This window comes from Methyloligella sp. GL2, from assembly GCF_013341275.1.
GTDB lineage: Bacteria > Pseudomonadota > Alphaproteobacteria > Rhizobiales > Methyloligellaceae > Methyloligella.
Genome location: NZ_CP054476.1, coordinates 1459192 through 1477725 on the forward strand (window position 1 = coordinate 1459192; position 18534 = coordinate 1477725).

General features: G+C 63.8%; 16 protein-coding genes and 1 tRNA gene. 12 read left to right on the forward strand and 5 right to left on the reverse strand.

The genetic code is table 11. The features are described 5' to 3' along the window. Positions 1 to 71: 71 nt before the first annotated feature. From cysS to cimA, 4 genes are read left to right on the forward strand one after another with little or no spacing between them, the layout of a single operon-like run. On the forward strand, positions 72 to 1430 hold the full coding sequence (gene cysS / locus HT051_RS06860) for a cysteine--tRNA ligase (RefSeq protein ID WP_174542906.1): 1359 nt from the start codon (positions 72 to 74) through the stop codon (positions 1428 to 1430). Further along, the gene (locus tag HT051_RS06865; RefSeq protein WP_174541349.1) at positions 1427 to 1933 is read left to right on the forward strand and encodes a GNAT family N-acetyltransferase; all 507 of its coding nucleotides are present in this window, start codon (positions 1427 to 1429) and stop codon (positions 1931 to 1933) included. Before cysS ends, HT051_RS06865 begins: the two co-directional genes overlap by 4 nt. A 42-nt stretch (positions 1934 to 1975) precedes the next feature. Then, positions 1976 to 2098: a hypothetical protein gene (locus tag HT051_RS15215; protein ID WP_256396424.1), complete on the forward strand. Its 123-nt coding sequence runs from the start codon at positions 1976 to 1978 to the stop codon at positions 2096 to 2098. Positions 2099 to 2108: 10 nt separating this feature from the next. Next, on the forward strand, positions 2109 to 3713 hold the full coding sequence (gene cimA / locus HT051_RS06870; protein ID WP_174541350.1) for a citramalate synthase: 1605 nt from the start codon (positions 2109 to 2111) through the stop codon (positions 3711 to 3713). A gap of 38 nt (positions 3714 to 3751) precedes the next feature. Here cimA and HT051_RS06875 read toward each other — a convergent pair whose 3' ends face one another. After that, positions 3752 to 4360, reverse strand: a complete 609-nt coding sequence (locus HT051_RS06875) for a TIGR00730 family Rossman fold protein (protein WP_246810207.1) — start codon at positions 4358 to 4360, stop codon at positions 3752 to 3754. Positions 4361 to 4532: 172 nt separating this feature from the next. On the opposite strand from HT051_RS06875, the gene HT051_RS06880 reads away from it, so the two are divergent. From HT051_RS06880 to cysN, 6 genes are all read left to right on the forward strand, one after another. Next, positions 4533 to 6080, forward strand: a complete 1548-nt coding sequence (locus HT051_RS06880) for a LysM peptidoglycan-binding domain-containing protein (RefSeq protein WP_174541352.1) — start codon at positions 4533 to 4535, stop codon at positions 6078 to 6080. 189 nt (positions 6081 to 6269) lie between these two features. Continuing rightward, the gene (locus HT051_RS06885; RefSeq protein ID WP_174541353.1) at positions 6270 to 8234 is read left to right on the forward strand and encodes an ABC transporter ATP-binding protein/permease; all 1965 of its coding nucleotides are present in this window, start codon (positions 6270 to 6272) and stop codon (positions 8232 to 8234) included. Positions 8235 to 8256: 22 nt separating this feature from the next. Then, a complete protein-coding gene (locus tag HT051_RS06890) occupies positions 8257 to 8970 on the forward strand; it encodes a phosphatidylserine decarboxylase (RefSeq protein ID WP_174541354.1) in 714 nt (237 codons plus the stop codon). Positions 8971 to 9006: 36 nt separating this feature from the next. After that, positions 9007 to 9963, forward strand: coding sequence for a CDP-diacylglycerol--serine O-phosphatidyltransferase (pssA, locus tag HT051_RS06895; protein WP_174541355.1), 957 nt, complete (start codon positions 9007 to 9009; stop codon positions 9961 to 9963). Positions 9964 to 10061: 98 nt separating this feature from the next. Next, the gene (cysD, locus tag HT051_RS06900) at positions 10062 to 10970 is read left to right on the forward strand and encodes a sulfate adenylyltransferase subunit CysD (RefSeq protein ID WP_174541356.1); all 909 of its coding nucleotides are present in this window, start codon (positions 10062 to 10064) and stop codon (positions 10968 to 10970) included. Then, positions 10970 to 12889, forward strand: coding sequence for a sulfate adenylyltransferase subunit CysN (gene cysN, locus HT051_RS06905; protein ID WP_174541357.1), 1920 nt, complete (start codon positions 10970 to 10972; stop codon positions 12887 to 12889). The genes cysD and cysN overlap by 1 nt, the downstream gene beginning before the upstream one ends. Before the next feature lie 54 nt (positions 12890 to 12943). Here the strand turns inward: cysN and HT051_RS06910 are convergent, their stop codons facing one another. The 3 genes from HT051_RS06910 to HT051_RS06920 all read right to left on the reverse strand — a co-directional run bounded on the left by HT051_RS06910 (position 12944) and on the right by HT051_RS06920 (position 14754). Beyond that, complete coding sequence (locus tag HT051_RS06910) at positions 12944 to 13417, reverse strand: hypothetical protein (RefSeq protein ID WP_174541358.1); 474 nt, start codon at positions 13415 to 13417, stop codon at positions 12944 to 12946. A gap of 159 nt (positions 13418 to 13576) precedes the next feature. After that, on the reverse strand, positions 13577 to 14611 hold the full coding sequence (locus tag HT051_RS06915) for a CFI-box-CTERM domain-containing protein (RefSeq protein ID WP_174541359.1): 1035 nt from the start codon (positions 14609 to 14611) through the stop codon (positions 13577 to 13579). A gap of 69 nt (positions 14612 to 14680) precedes the next feature. Then, positions 14681 to 14754, reverse strand: a tRNA-Gln gene (locus HT051_RS06920). A 265-nt stretch (positions 14755 to 15019) separates the two neighbouring features. On the opposite strand from HT051_RS06920, the gene HT051_RS06925 reads away from it, so the two are divergent. Continuing rightward, entirely contained in the window at positions 15020 to 15562 is a 543-nt protein-coding gene (locus HT051_RS06925; protein WP_174541360.1) for a hypothetical protein, read from the forward strand. A 325-nt stretch (positions 15563 to 15887) separates the two neighbouring features. Then, entirely contained in the window at positions 15888 to 17009 is a 1122-nt protein-coding gene (locus HT051_RS06930; protein ID WP_246810208.1) for a Ppx/GppA phosphatase family protein, read from the forward strand. A gap of 35 nt (positions 17010 to 17044) precedes the next feature. Here the strand turns inward: HT051_RS06930 and HT051_RS06935 are convergent, their stop codons facing one another. Further along, positions 17045 to 18469: a DHA2 family efflux MFS transporter permease subunit gene (locus tag HT051_RS06935; RefSeq protein ID WP_174541361.1), complete on the reverse strand. Its 1425-nt coding sequence runs from the start codon at positions 18467 to 18469 to the stop codon at positions 17045 to 17047. Positions 18470 to 18534: the final 65 nt, after the last annotated feature.

Consider the following 18534-nt stretch of genomic DNA (forward strand, 5'->3'; position numbering starts at 1 on the left):
CTTTAGACCAGCGAAGTTAGACCAGCGAACGCCCGCCGGGCTCACAAACGGCAGGAAGGGCATTGAGTCGCGTGACTCTGAAGCTGACCAATACGCTGACGCGGAAGAAAGAGACATTCACCCCGTTGGATCCGTCCAATGTGCGCATGTATGTCTGCGGACCGACGGTCTACGACTACGCGCATATCGGCAATGCGCGCCCCGTCGTGGTATTCGATGTGCTGTTCCGCCTGTTGCGCCATACTTACGGCGAGACCTGTGTGACTTACGTCCGCAACATCACCGATGTGGACGATAAGATCATGGCCCGCGCCGCGGCGGAAGGGATCGCCATCGACGATCTCACCAAGAAGACCGCCGATCAGTATCACGCCGATATGGCCGCGCTTGGCGCGCTGCCGCCGAGCATCGAGCCGCGGGCGACCGAGCATATCCCGCAGATGATCGCCATGATCGCGCGGCTGATCGAAAGAGGCTTCGCCTATGAGGCGGAGGGCCATGTCCTGTTCAATGTACCGAAGGATAAGACCTACGGCGTCTTGTCCGGCCGCTCCACCGACGAGATGCTGGCCGGCGCGCGGGTCGAGGTCGCGCCGTACAAGCAGGATCCGATGGATTTCGTGCTGTGGAAGCCGAGCGCCGACGACGAGCCGGGCTGGATGAGCCCGTGGGGCCGTGGCCGGCCGGGCTGGCATATCGAATGCTCCGCCATGGCCGAGGCGCATCTCGGCGACACCTTTGATATCCATGGCGGCGGCATCGATCTTTGCTTCCCGCATCACGAGAACGAGATCGCCCAATCCACCTGCGCCCACGGCAACGACACCATGGCGCGCTATTGGGTGCATAACGGCTTCCTCCAGGTGGAAGGCGAGAAGATGTCGAAGAGCCTCGGCAACTTCATCACCGTCCACGATCTCTTGGAGGGCTGGAAGGGCTATGCCTGGCCGGGCGAGGCGCTGCGCTTCAACATGCTGCGCACCCATTACCGGCAGCCGCTGGACTGGACCTATAAGGGGCTGGATGAGTCCCATAAGGTGCTGTGGGATTGGTATGGCGCCGTCGAGGGCGTGACCCCCGCAAGCGAAGTCCCAGCACCGGTGCTGGAGGCGCTGGCCGACGATCTCAATACGCCCAAAGCCATTGCCGAGATGCACAAGCTGGCCAATAGCGGCGACATGGCGGGTCTGCTGGCGGCGCTGAACTTCCTCGGCTTCTCCGGAGACCGCGCCGCTCTGCAGCGCCAGGCGAGCGAAGCGGCCGCCGCGGCGGTGGATGAAGACGAGATCGCCGTGCAAATCGATGCCCGTAATGCCGCCCGCAAGGCCAAGGATTTTGCCGAAGCCGACCGTATCCGCGATGAGCTGGCGGCGATGGGGGTGGTTTTGAAGGACGGGCCGGAGGGCACGACCTGGGAGCTCGCTCGATGAGTGCGCAAGCCGTGCCCGACCTGGCCGTCCGGCCGATGCTGCCCGGAGAGACGCCCGCTCTGGCGGAGATCTTCCGCGAGAGCGTGATGCAGCTCACCAGCGAGGAGTATAGCGAGGACCAGCAGGAGGCCTGGGTGGAAGCGGCGGACGATCCGTCCGGTTTCGCCGAGATGCTGGAGCGGCAGGTGACCATCGTCGTCACGCTGAACGGCTCGCCGGTCGGCTTTGCCTCGCTGGAGAGCGACGAAAAGATCGGCCTATTCTACGTGCACCCGGTGACGGCCGGTCATGGCGTCGGCACGCTGCTGGCCGATGCGCTGGAGCGGCTTGCCGCCTCGCGCGATGCGGAGACGCTCAGCGTCGATGCCAGCGATACGGCATTCGGCTTCTTCGCCCGGCGCGGCTACGTTCCGCAGCAGCGCAATCAGGTGCAGCGCGGCGATGCGTGGCTGGCCAATACCACGATGATGAAGGATCTCGATGACGGCGAGAGCCTGCATTGAGTCATTTCAGGCGCTTATCGGCGCCGCTTGAGGATTGAGACGATGAAACCGTTTCTGAAAGACGTGCCTTTCGTCGGCAGCCGCCGGGTCTATTTCGTGATCAAGCTCTTGGTGCTGGCGCTGATCGTGCTGGTGGCGCTCAACGTCTTCTTCGGTTTCGTCTAGGAGCGGGCCAATGCAAAAAGAACGGCTCTATCTCTACGACACGACGCTGCGCGACGGCGCCCAGACCCAAGGGGTCGATTTCTCCTTCGAGGATAAGGCGCTGATTGCGGCCGAGCTGGATGCGCTCGGCGTCGATTATGTCGAGGCCGGCTATCCCGGCGCCAATCCGACCGACACCAAGATGTTCGCCGAAGGGCCCGAGCTTGGCCATGCGACGCTGACCGCTTTCGGCATGACCAAGCGGGCCGGGCGCTCGCTCTCCAACGATCCGGGCTTTCAGGCGGTGCTGACATCGGCCAAGAGCGGCGCGGTGTGCCTGGTGGGCAAGTCGTGGGATTTCCATGTCGAGGTGGCGCTCGGCCTGAGCCTGGAAGAGAACCGCCAGGCGATCGCCGATTCCGTCGCCGCTGTCGTGGCAAGCGGCAAGGAAGCCTTGTTCGACGCGGAGCATTTCTTCGACGGCTATAAGGCCAACCCGGATTATGCGCTGTCCTGCGCCAAGGTGGCGTTTGAGGCCGGCGCGCGCTGGGTGGTGTTGTGCGACACCAATGGCGGCACGCTGCCGGAGGAGGTGGAGGAGATCGTCGCGGCGGTGGCCAAAGAGATCCCCGGCGCCCATCTCGGCATCCATGCCCATAACGACACCGATAACGGCGTCGCCAATTCGCTCGCCGCGGTGCGAGCCGGGGCGCGCCAGATCCAGGGCACGCTGAACGGGCTCGGCGAGCGCTGCGGCAATGCCAATCTCACTTCGATCATCCCGACTTTGATGTTGAAGCCGGGCTTCGCCGACCGGTTCGAGACCGGCATCACGGCTGAGAAGCTGCGCAGCCTGACCCATGTCTCCCGCGTGCTGGACGAGGTGCTGAACCAGGCGCCGGACCGCCACGCGCCCTATGTCGGCGAGGCGGCCTTCGCCCATAAGGGCGGCATCCATGTCTCCGCCGTGCAGAAGGACCCGAAGACCTACGAGCATGTGCCGCCGGCAGCGGTGGGCAATCAGCGCCGTCTCTTGGTCTCCGATCAGGGCGGGCGTTCCAACATCCTGGCCGAGCTGGAGCGCATCGGTCTTGCCGCGCCGAAGGACGATCCGCGGGTCACCGAGCTGCTCGACGAGGTGAAGCGGCGCGAGGCGGCGGGTTATGCCTATGAGGCGGCGGATGCCTCCTTCGAGCTGCTGGCCCGGCGCTTCCTCGGCAACGTGCCGCACTACTTCGACGTGGAGAGTTTCCGGGTGATGGTGGAGCGGCGCCACAACGCGCTGGGCAATCTGGTCACCGTCTCGGAGGCGACGGTCAAGGTGCGGGTCGATGGCGCGCTGATCGCTTCGGTCGGCGAGGGGACCGGCCCGGTGCATGCGCTGGACAATGCCTTGCGCAAGGATCTCGGCCCGTATCAGAGCCTGATCTCCGATCTGACCCTGGCCGACTATAAGGTGCGGGTTCTGACTGGCGGCACCGATGCCACCACGCGGGTGCTGATCGAGAGCCGCGACGACCGGGGCAACCGCTGGTTCACGGTCGGGGTCTCGCCGAACATCGTCGATGCCTCGTTCGAGGCGCTGCTCGATTCCATCAATTACAAGCTGCTGCGGGACGGCGCGAGCGTTCACTAATCGCGTTCGCCCGCAGTGCTAAGCGCCTCGGCCGAGACTCAAAATTTGATGTCGATGGCTTCCGCTTCGGCCTCTTCGGCGCGGGGACGCATGTGCTTTTCGATGGCGGGAAGGATATCCTGAACCTGATCGATCACCGCCAGCTTCAGCGCCGCGTCGCGGCGGATGAAGCTGTTCTCCTGCATATGGGCGAAGAGGCGGAGCAGCGGGTCCCAGAAGCCTTCGATATTGGCCAGCACGACAGGCTTCTCGTGGCGGCCGAGCTGGGCCCAGGTGAGCTGCTCGACCAGCTCCTCCAGCGTGCCGATGCCGCCAGGCAGGGCCACGAAAGCGTCCGACTTGTCGAACATCAGGTGCTTTCTCTCGTGCATGCCCTCGACCACGATGAGATCCTGCACGTCCTTCAGCATGATCTCGCGTTCGGTGAGAAAGCCCGGGATGATGCCGGTGACATGGCCGCCGGCTTCCAGCACCGCGCGGGCGACTTCGCCCATCAGGCCGATACAGCCGCCGCCATAGACCAGGCCGATGCCGTTATCGGCGAGAATGGTGCCGAGCTGGCGCGCGGCGACGGCATAGGCCGGATTTTCGCCCGCCCCGGATCCGCAATAGACGCAGACGCGCTGAATCGGTGATACCTCAACCATGGCCGCCATCTGGCATTCGCCCGCCGATTCCGTCAACTGGGCTTTCGGTCCCAATCGGTTTGATGGCGTTTGGTAAGTCGTTCCGGTAAAGTTAATTAATACGCCTGAAGCCGGATTGCCGAAGCTCCGGTTTTATAAGAAAACTCAGGGAGTTACGTCAGAGGTTCAAGAAATGGGCAACAAGATCGTCGGCATCGTCGTAACGGTGGCGTTTTTTCTCTTCATCGCCGTCGTCGGCTATCGCCTCTACGAAGAGGGACAAGACAGGCAGCAGGCGTCTGCGCCGCCGGCCGCGGAATCCAGCCAGGAGACCGCAGAAGCGCCGCAGCCGGAGGAGCGCGCGTCCGAGCCTGAGGCGGGTGCCGAAAGCGGCGAAGAGCCCGTCGAGGAGACTGCCAAGAGCGAGCAGGCTGCGCCGTCCGGCGAAGAAGAGGCTGAATCCGCCCCGCAGCAAGTGCCGAGCTTCGATGTCGTGCGTGTGGAGCGGACGGGCGATGCGGTGATGGCCGGTCGTGCCTCGCCCGGCTGGAAGATCGAGGTGCAGAGCGACGGCGAGAAGATCGGCGAGACCACCGCCGACGATGCCGGGCAATGGACCATCGTGCTGGATGAGCCGCTGCCGCGCGGCGATCATAGCCTTGGCCTGCTTGCCACCTCGCCCGACGGCACCTCCGGCATGAGTTCGCAGCAATCGGTGCTCGTCGCCATGGGCGAGGGAGAGAATGATGAGGCTGTGGTTGCCCTGTCGGAGCCGGGCAAGGCGACCAAGATCCTGCAAGAGGACCAGCCGGAGGGAAGCGCGTCCGGCGAGCCTGAATCGCAGGCGATGTCCACGGCGCAACGGGTGGATTCGAGCGCGACGGCGGGTGAGGAGACGGTTTCCTCCGAAGGCGAAGCAGCGCCGGGCGAGACGGAGATGGCGGCTGCCGAACCGTCCCAGTCCGCTACCTCCAAGCAGCCGGAGCCGGTGATGTGGCCGGACGGCAAGCCGAGTGAGGAGGAAGAGAGCGCTTCGGATGCGGCCTCCCAGGCGATGGAAGAGAACCAGGTGGCGGCAACCACGCCGGACGAAGCGCCACAGAAGCTTCCCGAACGGCCGATCCAGATCAAGACCGTCGATTACGAAGATGCCGGCCCCAGCAACGGCAAGCTCTTCGTCAGCGGCGAGGCCAAGCCCTCCATCAAAATTCTGCTCTATCTCGACGAGCAGCTGGTGGGCGAGACGCAGAGCGATGCGCAAGGCAAGTGGACCGTCGAGGCGGACCGCTATCTGCCCGCCGGAAATCACTTCATCCGCGCCGATCTGGTCGATCTCGACAACGACATCATCCTCGGCCGCACCGCGGTGCAGATGCGCCGCATGGATACCGAGCAGCTGGCGGCGGAAGCCGAGGCGCAGCGCAAGGCGCAAGAGACCGCTCAGGCCGGGGCTGCGGTCGGCACCGGCGAGAGCGCACCGTCAGGCGGCGAAGCGTCGGGCAGGATGGCGGCCGCCGAGATGCCGGAAGCCGGCCAAGCAAGCCCGGCGGGGCAGGGCGATGCCGGCCATCACGGGCCGAGCGTCTACACCGTCCGCCGCGGCGATACCCTGTGGGCGATTGCCGAGCAGTATTTCGGAGGCGGCTGGCGTTACACCATGATTTTCAAGGATAATCGTGGGCAGATCCGCAATCCCAATCTGATCTACCCGGATCAGGAATTTCAGATCCGGGAGCAGTAGGGCGCCGAAAACGCGATTTGACGCGGTGGAAAACGGCCTGGTTGTCCGCCGGGATCTTGGCGGTCCGGGCCTCTCCGCCCTATATGAAGGGACAGACCACACGGCTTAGAAAAAGGGGCAGCGGCGGCGCTGCCCCTTTTCGCCTGTGCCGGCTTTTGCCCCGATCTGCCAAATTGTTATGTGGAGTTGATGCGAGACCGTCTCCCGCAAACCAAAAGCGATAGGCTGCTTTCCGCCCGCGCCGGCCAATGGGCCGTGCTGCATGCGCTGATGCCCTATGTCTGGCCCAAGGACCGGCCGGATCTGAAGATCCGCGTGGTGCTGGCCTTCATCGCTCTGGTTCTGGCCAAGCTAATCACCCTGGCCGCGCCGCTCGCCTATAAGACGGTGGTTGATTTCCTCTCCGGCGAGCAGAGCGCTCAGGAGACGGCGTTCTTCTCGGGTTTCGACGTTGCCATCGTGCCGATCATGCTGGTGGTCGCCTATGGCATGTCCCGCATCTTCATGGTGGTGTTCTCGCAGGTGCGGGACGTGCTGTTCACCAATGTCTCGCAAAATGCGGTGCGCCAGCTCGCCTACCGCACCTTCTGCCATCTGCACCAGCTCTCCTTGCGCTTCCATCTGGAGCGGCGCACCGGCGGCTTGAGCCGGGTGATCGAGCGCGGCGTGAAGGGCATCGAGACCATCGTCCGCATGGCGATGCTGAACTCGATCCCGACCGCGGTGGAGCTGCTGCTGATCGGCGCCATGGTCGGATATTATTTCGGCTGGCTCTATGTGGTGGTCGTGTTCGCCACGGTCGCTCTCTATGTCTGGTACACCTTCTGGGCCAGCGAGCGGCGGATGCTGATCCGCCGCGACATGAATGAGTTCGACACCGAGGCGAACTCCAAGGCGGTCGACAGCCTGCTCAACTACGAGACGGTGAAGTATTTCGGCAATGAGGAGCTGGAGGCCAAGCGCTTCGACGCCTCCATGGCCCGCTACGAGCGGGCGGCGATCCGCACCTTCACCTCGCTCGGGGTGTTGAATAGCGGCCAGGCGATCATCTTCACCCTCGGCATGGTGATCTGCATGGGGATGGCGGCGCGGGATATCGCGGCCGGCAACCTCACGGTCGGCGATTTCGTGATGATCAACGCCATCCTGCTGCAGCTCTATATGCCGCTGAACTTCATGGGCATGGTCTATCGCGAGATCAAACAGGGGCTGATCGATATCGAGACCATGTTTGCGCTGCTGGGCCAGCCGGCCGAGGTGGTGGACAAGCCCGACGCCAAGCCGCTGGTGGTGAGCCATGGCGACATCAAATTCGAGCATGTGTTCTTCGCCTATGAGGCGAACCGGCCGATCCTGAAGGATCTCAGCTTCGAAGTGCCGGCCGGCAAGATGGTTGCCATCGTCGGGCCGACGGGGGCGGGCAAGTCGACCCTGTCGCGGCTTTTGTTTCGCTTCTACGACGTCAGCGCTGGCGCCATCCTGATCGATGGGCAGAATATCGCCGATGTGACGCAAGCGAGCCTGCGCCAGGCGATCGGCATGGTTCCGCAGGACACGGTGCTGTTCAACGACACCATCGAATACAACATCCGCTACGGACGGCCCGATGCCAGCTTCGCGGAGGTGCGCAAAGCCGCCGAGCTCGCCCAGATCGACGGCTTCATCAGCGCGCTGCCGGACGGTTACGATTCGCTGGTCGGCGAGCGGGGCTTGAAGCTTTCCGGCGGCGAGAAGCAGCGCGTGGCCATCGCGCGGACGATTTTGAAGGCGCCGCCGATCCTGATGCTGGACGAGGCGACCTCGGCGCTGGACAGCCATACGGAGAAGGAGATCCAGGATGCGCTGGAGCGGGTGGCCCGCGACCGGACCACGCTGGTGATCGCGCACCGGCTCTCCACCGTCGTCCATGCCGACGAAATTCTGGTTATGGATCATGGCGTTATCGCCGAGCGCGGAACCCATCTGGAGCTGATGCAGAAGGGCGGGCTCTATGCCGGTCTGTGGCAGCGCCAGCGCGAGGCGGACGAAGAGCGCGAGCGGGCGGCGGCGGAAGGCGACGAGGCGCGCGAGGAGGCGCGTCCCGAAGGCTCCGAGGAGAGCGCCGAATATGACGACGATATCCGCGACGAAGACGAAATCCTTGCGTCTTCGTGAGGCTTAGGAAACAACACGCATCATGAATGACCGGCACAGCCTTTTAGAGACCGTGGCGGGGATCTTCGTCCCCATCCATCGCGACGGGCATAAATTCGTTTTCGCCTTCGCGCTGGCCACGCTGATCTTGTTCTTCATCTCCAGCGTGCTCGGCTGGCTGGGGGTGATCGCCACCATGTGGTGCGCTTACTTCTTCCGCGATCCCGACCGGGTGACGCCGATCCGCAAAGGTCTGGTGGTGAGCTCGGCAGACGGCAAGGTCGTCGGGGTGGAGGATGTGGTGCCGCCGCCGGAGCTGGCGCTGGGCGACAAGCCGGTGACCCGCATCTCGGTGTTCCTGTCGATCTTCGACGTGCATATCGCGCGCGCGCCCGTCGGCGGGCGCATCACCCGCAGCGTCTATGTGCCGGGGCGCTTTCTCAATGCGGAGCTGGACAAGGCGAGCGAGGAGAACGAGCGCCGGGCGCTGGTGATCGAGACCGCAGACGGGGCGCATTACGGCGTGGTGATGATCGCCGGGCTGGTGGCGCGCCGTATCGTGACTTTCGTGGAGGAGGGGAATAGCGTGGAGGCGGGCGACCGCCTCGGCCTGATCCGCTTCGGCAGCCGTATCGACGTCTATTTGCCGGAGGAGGGCCGGGCGCTTGTGGCGCCGGGCATGCGGGCCATCGCCGGCGAGACGGTGCTGGCCGATCTTCTGAGCAACGAAGGCACCCGTCCGGTGCGTACCAGCTAGCTTCCGGCAGCAAAACGCGAGGAAACCACCATTTCGATGTTTCCCCCATTCGACCCGGACCGCGGAGACCGCAAGTCGCTGCAGCGGGTCTTCCCGCGCGGTCAGGTTCCGATCCGCGTGCTGGTGCCCAATCTGTTCACCCTGCTCGGGCTTTGCGCCGGGATGACCGCTATCCGCATGGCCATCGAGGCGCGCTGGGAGATGGCCGTTGCGGCCCTGGTTTTCGCTGCCTTTCTCGATGGCATCGACGGGCGCCTGGCGCGGCTGCTGAAAGCCTCCTCGCGCTTTGGAGCAGAGCTGGACAGCCTGGCCGATTTCGTCAATTTCGGTGTTGCGCCGGCGATCATCGTCTATAGCTGGTCGCTGGGCGATCTGGGCGGCACCGGCTGGATCGCGGTGCTGGTCTTCGCGGTCTGCGTTGCTTTGCGCCTGGCCCGGTTCAACGCCGCTCTGGACAATACCGATCAGCCGGCCTGGAAGAGCAGCTATTTCGTCGGGGTGCCGGCGCCGGCGGGGGCGATCATCCTGCTCCTGCCGCTCTATGCCCAGAATCTCGGCCTGCATCTGCCGGAGCTGACGCCGCTGGTGTTGGTCTACACCATCGTGGTCGCGCTTTTGATGGTGAGCCGGGTGCCGACCTTCTCCGGCAAGGCCATCGGCTGGCGTATCCAGCGCGAATACGTGCCGCCGCTCTTCGTGTTTTCGGCGCTGTTCGTGGCTTCGCTCTTGACCTATCCGGCGATCACGCTTGCCGTCGGCTCGGTGCTCTATCTGGCCTTGATCCCGGTCAGCGTCTACCGCTATCAGAAGCGTCTTGCGGTTGAAGCCAATGCGGCCGGGGTATCTCCGGCTGAGACGGACGCTGCACCGGAAAGATCCAAAGGAAACGGTGCCAATCGGCAAGGAAATGGGGTAAGACGCGGCAGTTTTGTTGGGAAAGATGCCGCGCGCAGCACGGGCGATAACGAGAAATCCGAAGAAACGCGTCGCTGAACTGTCTGGTTTTGGCCCCATTTTCTGCCCATAAGCGGAGCAGTTGGGCTATACACGACGTTTCCGCGCGTATGAGTTGAGATTTGTAAGGGGGCAGTATGAAGCAAACGCTTTCGACCTATCTTCGACAGCTCGAAGCCGAAAGCATCCACATCATGCGGGAGGTCGCCGCAGAGTTCGACAACCCCGTGATGCTTTACTCGATCGGCAAGGATTCTGCCGTGATGCTTCATCTGGCGATGAAGGCATTTTATCCGAGTAAGCCGCCCTTTCCGCTTCTCCACATCGATACCACCTGGAAATTCAAGGAGATGATCGCTTTCCGCGATGCGGAAGTTGAACGTCTCAACCTGAATCTCAAGGTCTATACCAACGAGCAGGGCGTGCGCGACGCGATCTCGCCGATCACCCATGGCAGCGCGCTCTATACCGACATCATGAAGACCCAGGCGCTGAAGCAGGCCTTGAGCGCCGGCGGCTACGACGCCGCGTTCGGCGGGGCGCGCCGCGACGAGGAGAAGTCGCGCGCCAAGGAGCGCATCTACTCGTTCCGCAACGCCTCGCATAACTGGGATCCGAAGCGCCAGCGTCCGGAGCTGTGGCGGCTGGCCAACAACCATCTGGCGCCGGGGGAGAGCATGCGCGTCTTCCCGCTCTCCAACTGGACCGAGCTCGACGTCTGGACCTACATCTACCTGGAAGACATCCCCGTGGTGCCGCTCTATTTCGCCAAGGAGCGGCCCGTGGTGGAGCGCGACGGCATGCTGATCATGGTCGATGACGACCGGCTGCCGCTGGAGCCGGGCGAGACGCCGCAAATGCGCAAGATCCGCTTCCGTACGCTTGGCTGCTATCCGCTCACCGGGGCGGTGGAATCCGATGCCACGACGCTGCCCGAGGTGATCGAGGAGCTGGTCGGGGCGCGCTCCTCGGAGCGCCAGGGCCGCATCATCGATCACGACCAGTCCGGCTCGATGGAGAAGAAGAAGCAAGAGGGTTATTTCTAATGGCGCATCTTCAAGTTGTCGGTTCCGATAAAGACGACGCCGAAGCCCGTCTCAATGCGCGCCTCGCCGCCGAGGAAGAGCGCGGCCTCTTGCGGTTTCTCACCTGCGGCAGCGTCGATGACGGCAAGAGCACGCTGATCGGGCGCCTGCTGTTCGATGCCGCGCAGGTCTACGAGGACCAGCTCAAGGGCGCCGAACGCGACAGCACCCATGGCCGCGCCGGAAGCGGCGGGGAGATCGATCTCTCCTTGCTGGTGGACGGTCTGCAGGCGGAGCGCGAGCAGGGCATCACCATCGATGTCGCCTATCGCTATTTCTCCACGCCGCGGCGGAAGTTCATCGTCGCCGATACGCCGGGCCATGTGCAGTACACCCGCAATATGGCCACCGGTGCTTCCAACTGCGATTTCGCGGTGCTGTTGGTGGATGCGCGGAACGGCGTTCTGAACCAGACGCGGCGCCATGCCTGCATCTGCTCGCTGCTCGGCATCCGCAAGGTGGCGGTCGCCGTCAACAAGATGGATCTGATCGATTACGACGAGGCCAAGTTCCAGGCCATCGTCGAGGATTTCACCAATTTCGCCGGCTCGCTCGGCTTCGAGGACATCACCTTCATCCCGGTTTCGGCGCTGAAGGGCGACAATGTCATGGAGCCGAGCAACCATATGCGCTGGTATCACGGCCCGACGCTGCTCGGCCATCTGGAGACGGTGCGTGTCGACCGCGCCGCCCGGACCGAGCCGTTCCGTTTCACAGTGCAATGGGTGAACCGGCCGCATCTGGATTTCCGCGGCTATTCGGGGTCCATTGCCGGCGGCACCATCCGTCCGGGCGAGGAGGTGGTGATCAACCCCTCGGGCAAGCGGGTGCATGTGGCGCGCATCGTCACCGCCGACGGCGATCTGGAAGAGGCCGAGGCCGGCGACGCCGTGACCCTGGTCTTCGCCGAAGAGGTGGATGCAAGCCGCGGCGACATCATCTCCAAGGTGGACGAGGCGCCGGCCGTCGCCGATCAGATCGCCGCGCGGGTGATCTGGTTCGAGGAAGAGCCGATGCTGCCGGGCCGCTCCTACGCCATCAAATGCGGCACTCAGGAGACCACCGCCACCATCAGCAGCCTGAAATACAAGCTGAATGTCGACAATCTCGATCACGTCGCCGGCAAGACGCTGGATATGAACGAGGTCGGCAGCTGCAACATCGCCACCGGCCGGCCGCTGGTGTTCGACCCTTATGCCGATATTCCGGAGACCGGCAGCTTCCTGCTGATCGACCGTCTCAACAACACGACGGTCGCGGCCGGCATGATCGAGTTCGGTCTGCGCCGCGCCACCAATGTGCAGTGGCAGGAGCTCTCCATCGACAAGGTGGCGCGTTCCGGCCTGAAGGGGCAGAAGCCCTGCGTGCTTTGGTTCACCGGTCTGTCCGGCTCGGGCAAGTCGACCATCGCCAATATGATGGAGAAGCGGCTGCACGCCATGGGCCGGCATACTTACGTGCTGGACGGCGACAATGTCCGCCACGGGCTGAATAAGGATCTCGGCTTCTCCGACGCCGATCGGGTGGAGAATATCCGCCGCGTGGCGGAGACCGCCAAGCTGTTCGTGGAAGCCGGCGTGATCGTCATGGTCTCCTTCATCTCGCCGTTCCGCTCCGAGCGCCGCATGGCGCGTGAGCTGTTCGACGATGGGGAGTTCCTGGAAGTGTTCGTCGATACGCCTTTGGCCGTGTGCGAGGAGCGCGATCCGAAGGGCCTCTACAAGAAGGCGCGGGCCGGGCTGATCTCCAACTTCACCGGCGTGGATTCCGAATACGAGCAGCCGGAAAATCCGGAATATGCCATGCGGACCGCCGAGGCTTCGGCGGACGAAGCGGCCGAGAAGCTGCTCACGGAGCTCCGCCGCCGCGGCATCATCTAGCGGATTTTAGAAAGACAGCGCGTTTTAAGCTTTTAGCCGGGGCAGTGCCCCCGGCTAGCTCAGGCTGGCGAGGACGATGAAGGCCGTCACGGTCAGCATCGCCATGCCGGCAATGCCTGCGATGAACAGGATCGTCGCCTCTTTCTGACGCCGCTCGAAATCCCCCAGCAGCGCTTTCAGCGACATCTCGCTCGGCTTGGGCAGGGAGGGCAGCTCCAACGGGTCGGCCTCTTCCTCGGGCGCGGCGGCTACCGGCGCGTGCGCCGGCCTCACGCTGTCATTCGCCGCTTCCGGAAAGGTCTCGCGAAAACCGCGGTCCATCTCGGCCAGCATTTGCTCAAGCTGGGCGGAGAAGGCGTTCTCCGGCGAAGAGTCCGGGAAAACTTCGGTGCGCTCTCCGGTCTCGTTGGCGGCCTGTATCACGCTGCCGCCGGCGCGCTGGAATGGCACCACATTGTGCCGGACCGCCTGTCCGGAACCGGTGCGCGGGGACGAAATATTTGCGCCAGAAGTAAAGGATCCGCTCATTGCCGCCTCCCTTAAGCCCCTGAGGGCTTCGACAAAATACTACCCTTGCGGTCGAGGGGCGGAGACTAGCGGGGGAGTGGGGCGCGATCTGGTCCTGAATGCGGCAAGGGTGGGACGCATATGCACGCAAAGCGCGAAAACGCCCGATCCAGGATTGCGTTAGATACTGGGCACCGTAAGCAGCTCCCGATTCAGCCGATCCATCATGGCGCTATAGCGGCGATAGGCGAGGCGGTTGAGGCCAAGCTTCGCGGCGATGGCGCTGGGAAGGATATCCAGCCAGTAGAGCTTGAGCAGCCGAGCATCGTGTCTCTCGCCTTCGAGGGCGTGGAGAATTTGCGGCGCCAGCCGGTAATAGCGGGCGATGGCTTCCGGGCCGCCGGGTGCCTTGGCCAGGTAAGTATCGCGGTAGCGGCGAAGGGTGCGCAGCTCGAAGCAATCGTCGGGAAGGCCGAGCAGGGAACAGCAGGCCGTGGTCATGAAGCAGCCCACCGCCGGCTCTTCGCATTTGCCGGCCTCGGCATCGGCGAGAAGCCGTTCGCGTTCGCCTTGCGCCCAGCTCAACGCCTGGCGCATCGGCTCCAGATCGAGATTGAAGCCGCAGGTCTGCTTATCTCCGATCTTCAAGGTGAGCTGTAAGCTCTTCTCCGAGCGCAGGAAAACGCCGAAGGCCGTGGGCATGATCACATTGGCGGTGTCGGCTTCGATCTGGTTGCAGACGCCGCAAAGCTTCTTCTCCATCAGCACGTCGCCCTTGGCGTTCCGCACGGTGATCGTGTTGCTGTCCTTGATCAGCATGTCCTTCGGCAAGGGCACCATGTCGGGATCGCCGAACAGGGAAAGCCGCGAATCGTAATTGTCGTTGACCTCGCAGCCGATCCAGAGCAGGTCGCATTTGGTGGTGTATTTGACTTCCGGAATGCGGGCGGCCGCCACCGTGCTGGTGGCAAGCCCGGTCCACTCGCCGAAATCCTTGGTGGTGTAGCAATCGGGCGGGCCGGACGGCGCGTCGGCACTCTCGTCGCCGAAATCGCTATCGTCGAAATCGTCCGGATTGGGCGCTTGGTTTTGATCTTGGCTTTGATTTTGGGTCTGGCCCGAATCCTGGGCAAAGCCTGGGACGGGGCGCAAGAGCTGGGTGCCTGCAGCGGCAGCCATCAGCCCTAAGATCCGGCGACGCGTGGTCAGAAGCATGGCACCGCCTCACAATCGCTCATTGGCTTTTCGTCCTTAGAGCTCGGCCGGCTAGTTGATAGCGAGGAATGGCTGGGGGACTAGGATTCGAACCTAGACTGGCGGAGTCAGAGTCCGCTGTCCTACCATTAGACGATCCCCCATCGAGATCCATTAGATGGGATTGCTTTGGCCCCGAAAACAAGGGGCCGCGCCCCTCGGTTCCGATGGTGCAGGCCCTTCTACCCGCTGCCGCGCAGGTTTTGCAAGCCTCTCCAGCGGCTAAGCGGCAATTCCTTTACGTAATTTTCGGATTGTGCGGGTAATTTTGCGGCCCGAAGGCGCAAAATAAGCGCCGGATCGTGACCACAGGAGCGTCTTCTGACCGCCGCAAGCGAACAAGCCGTCCGCGACAGGCTGCCCAACGATATGACGCGTTTGGAGGCGGCGCTGCAGGCTTTGCGCGACACCAAGGGGCCGGATGAGTCCGCGACGGTGCTGGGCGCAAAATGCCTTTCGGTGGTGATCGAGCATCTGCTTGCCAGCGGGCTGTCGAAGGAAGACCTGCGCCCGCTGGAAGAGCTGCGCGACGTGGCCAGGGATAACAAGGTCACGGCGCCGGAAAAGAATCGCCGCAAAGGCGCGCCGCCCTCCGATGCGTTGCTGGGGCGGGTCGCTGCGATTATCGATCTTCTGGTGAAGGCCGGCTACGAGGAACAGGAGGCTGCGCAGGCGATCATGCGGCGTCTGGTTGCCGCCGGCGTCTCCCCGCCGGTTTCCGGGGGCGATGCGCGGGGCTGGAAGCGCCTGCTCGTTTGGCGATCGCATCTGCTGCATGGCGTTGCCTCGGAAGAAGCGGTCGAATCGCATAAAGAGTTCACCGCGCAGCTGGAAGAGATTCCGGCCTCGGAGCGGGTTCGGGCGGTGCTGGAGCACCAAATCTGGGACCGCAGGCGCAAGCCAAAAGCCTAGCTTTGGCGCCAAATATCGTTCGATCGTAAGAAAAATCCCTCAGCGGACGCGGTTTTCCACGCCGGAAAAGCGGCTTTCGCCGGGTCAATTCGCTTGGTACATTAAATAATTGGACCCTCGTGCAGCCCATCCGAGGATGGAGATTTGGGCGGCTTTTTGGGCATTGAGGTTAAAGACCGTGACAGGGCCGAGCGGTGATGCCCGCACGGCTGCTATGGCGCCGCGCGACTTCGTAGGCGCGCGGGACGGAAGCAATGACGGCGTAACAGGCGAAGCTTCGGCATTACCGCCACAGCCGCCTGCGCCCGCAATTGCGGACGGCTTGGTGCAGGCAGCCAATGGGGCGACGAAAAAGGGCGTACGCCCTCGCCAGTCTGCGCCCGCCATTTATGGCGCGCTCGATCTTGGCACCAATAATTGCCGGCTTCTGGTGGCGCGCCCCTCGCGGCGCGGCTTTTTCGTTATCGATGCGTTTTCGCGGATCATCCGCCTCGGCGAAGGCTTGCTGGGGGCGGGGCGTCTGTCGGAGTCGGCCATCGAGCGCACCGTCGATGCGCTGAAGATCTGTGCCGAGAAGATGAGCCGGCGCGGGGTGTCCCGCTCGCGGCTGATCGCCACCGAGGCTTGCCGCATCGCCGCCAATCGCGAGGAGTTCCTGGAGCGGATCTACCGGGAGACCGGGCTTTCCATCGAGATCGTGAACCAGGAGACGGAAGCCAAGCTGGCCGTCTCGGGCTGTGCCTCGCTGATCGATCCGAGCAGCGATTGGGCGCTGATCTTCGATATCGGCGGGGGCAGCTCGGAGCTGATCTGGCTCGATCTGTCCCGTTTCCGCCGGCCTTGGCGCGGCACGCTGTCCGACCGCATCGTGGTGCAAGACTGCATGTCGGCCTGGACCTCGCTGCCCATCGGGGTGGTGAATCTGGCCGAGCGCCATGGCGGGCGGGACGTCTCGCCGGAGAGCTATGAGGCGATGATCGCCGATGTGACGGCGGCTTTGCAGCCCTTCGAGGAGACCCACCGCTTCGCCGAGCGCACGAAAGGCGCCCATACCCATTTCCTCGGCACCTCCGGCACGGTGACCACCATCGCCGGGGTGCATTTGAAGCTTCCCTATTACGAGCGGCGGCGGGTCGACGGCTGCTGGCTGACGGCGGACGATGCGCTACAGGTCTCCAACGACCTCAGCGCCATGAGTTATGCGGAGCGCGTGGCGCAGCCTTGCATCGGCCAGGAGCGGGCCGATCTGGTGCTGGCCGGCTGCGCAATTCTGGAAGCGATGTTCCGTATGTGGCCGTGCGAGCGGGTGCGGGTGGCCGACCGGGGCTTGCGCGAAGGTATTCTCACCACCTTGATGGCCGAGGATGGGCATGAGGGGTATTCCCGCCGCCGGCGCCGCAGCCGGCGCAAGGGCTCCTCGGGCAAGCAGCGGCGCTCCAGCTCTTAAAACACGCATCGTCCAAGCGCGAGATTGCCGGACGCCTAGCGAACCGGCGTGGTGCTCTCTTCCGGCGTGGCGCCGAGCTCGATGCCGCGGCGCGACAGGCTGCTGCCGGCCTCGTCGGGCAGTTTGCGGAACACCAGAAGCGAGCTGACCGAAATCGCCGCTACCACCAGGAAGGGCAGGGCGAAATCCTCCGCCGTCACGGCGTGGCTGCCGCGTCCCCAGCGCTCGGCCTCCAGCACCAACGCGGCCACCGCGACGCCGGCGGAGATGGAGAGCTGCTGCAGCACCGAGGCAAAGCTCGTCGCCCGGCTCATCGCCTTGGTGTCGAGATCGGCATAGGCCAGGGAGTTGATGGAGGTGAATTGCAGCGAGCGGAAGAAGCCGCCGGCGAGCAGCACCAAAATGATGACGATATGCGGTGTCAGCTCGGTGAAGAAGGCGGCGGCCGCGATAAAGCAGCTTGAGAGCACCGCGTTCACCACCAGGATGCGCCGGAAGCCGAAGCGATGCAGGATCGGCTTTGCTGCGGTCTTCATGGTGATGGCGCCGATGGCCCCGGCGAAGGTCAGCATGCCGGATTGAAATGCGCTCATGCCGAAGCCGACCTGGAACAGCAGCGGCAGCAGGAAGGGGCCGGCGCCGATACCGATGCGGTAGATGAAGCCGCCGACCACGCTCGCATAGAAGGTTTTCACCTTCAGCAGATCCAGATCGAGAATCGGATTCGGCACGCGGCGGGCATGGCGGACATAGAGCCAGCAGACGAAGCCGCCGCCGATCAGCATGCCGGCGGCAAGGCTGGTCGGCAGCAGATCCTGGCCGATGGTGGTGAAGCCGAAGGCAAGTCCCGAAAGGCCGATGCCCGAAAGCACAAAACCCTTCAAATCCAAGGGCGGAACCGTCTCTTCCTTAATGTTGTGGATGAAGTTGGTCGCCAGGATGAATCCCAAAATGCCGATGGGGATGTTGATCCAGAAGATCCAGCGCCAGTCGAGGAAGGTGGTGATGAAGCCGCCGAGCGGGGGGCCGAGCACCGGCCCCATCAGCGCCGGGATGGTCAGCCAGGCGAGGGCCGAGATCAGATCCTTCTTCGGCACCGAACGCAGAATCACCAGCCGCCCGACCGGCACCATCATCGCCCCGCCGATCCCCTGCAGCACGCGGAAGGCAACGAATTGGCCGAGATTGTCGGCAAAGCCGCACAGCGCCGAGCCGACGGTGAACACCACGATGGCCCAGCGGAACACGGTGCGGGCGCCATAGCGGTCCGCCATCCAGCCGCTCAGCGGAATGAACACCGCCAGCGACAGCAGATAAGAGGTCAGCGCCAGCTTCAGGGCGATCGGGTCCTCATGCAGATCGGCGGCGATGGCCGGCAGCGAGGTGGCGATCACCGTGGAGTCCATGGTTTCCATGAACAGGGCGACGGCGACGATGAGGGTGACGAAATAGCGGGGCATATGGCAGGGTTATGAGATCAGATATGGGCGCCGTTGGGGCCTTTCATGCGGGCCGGCCACGTCGC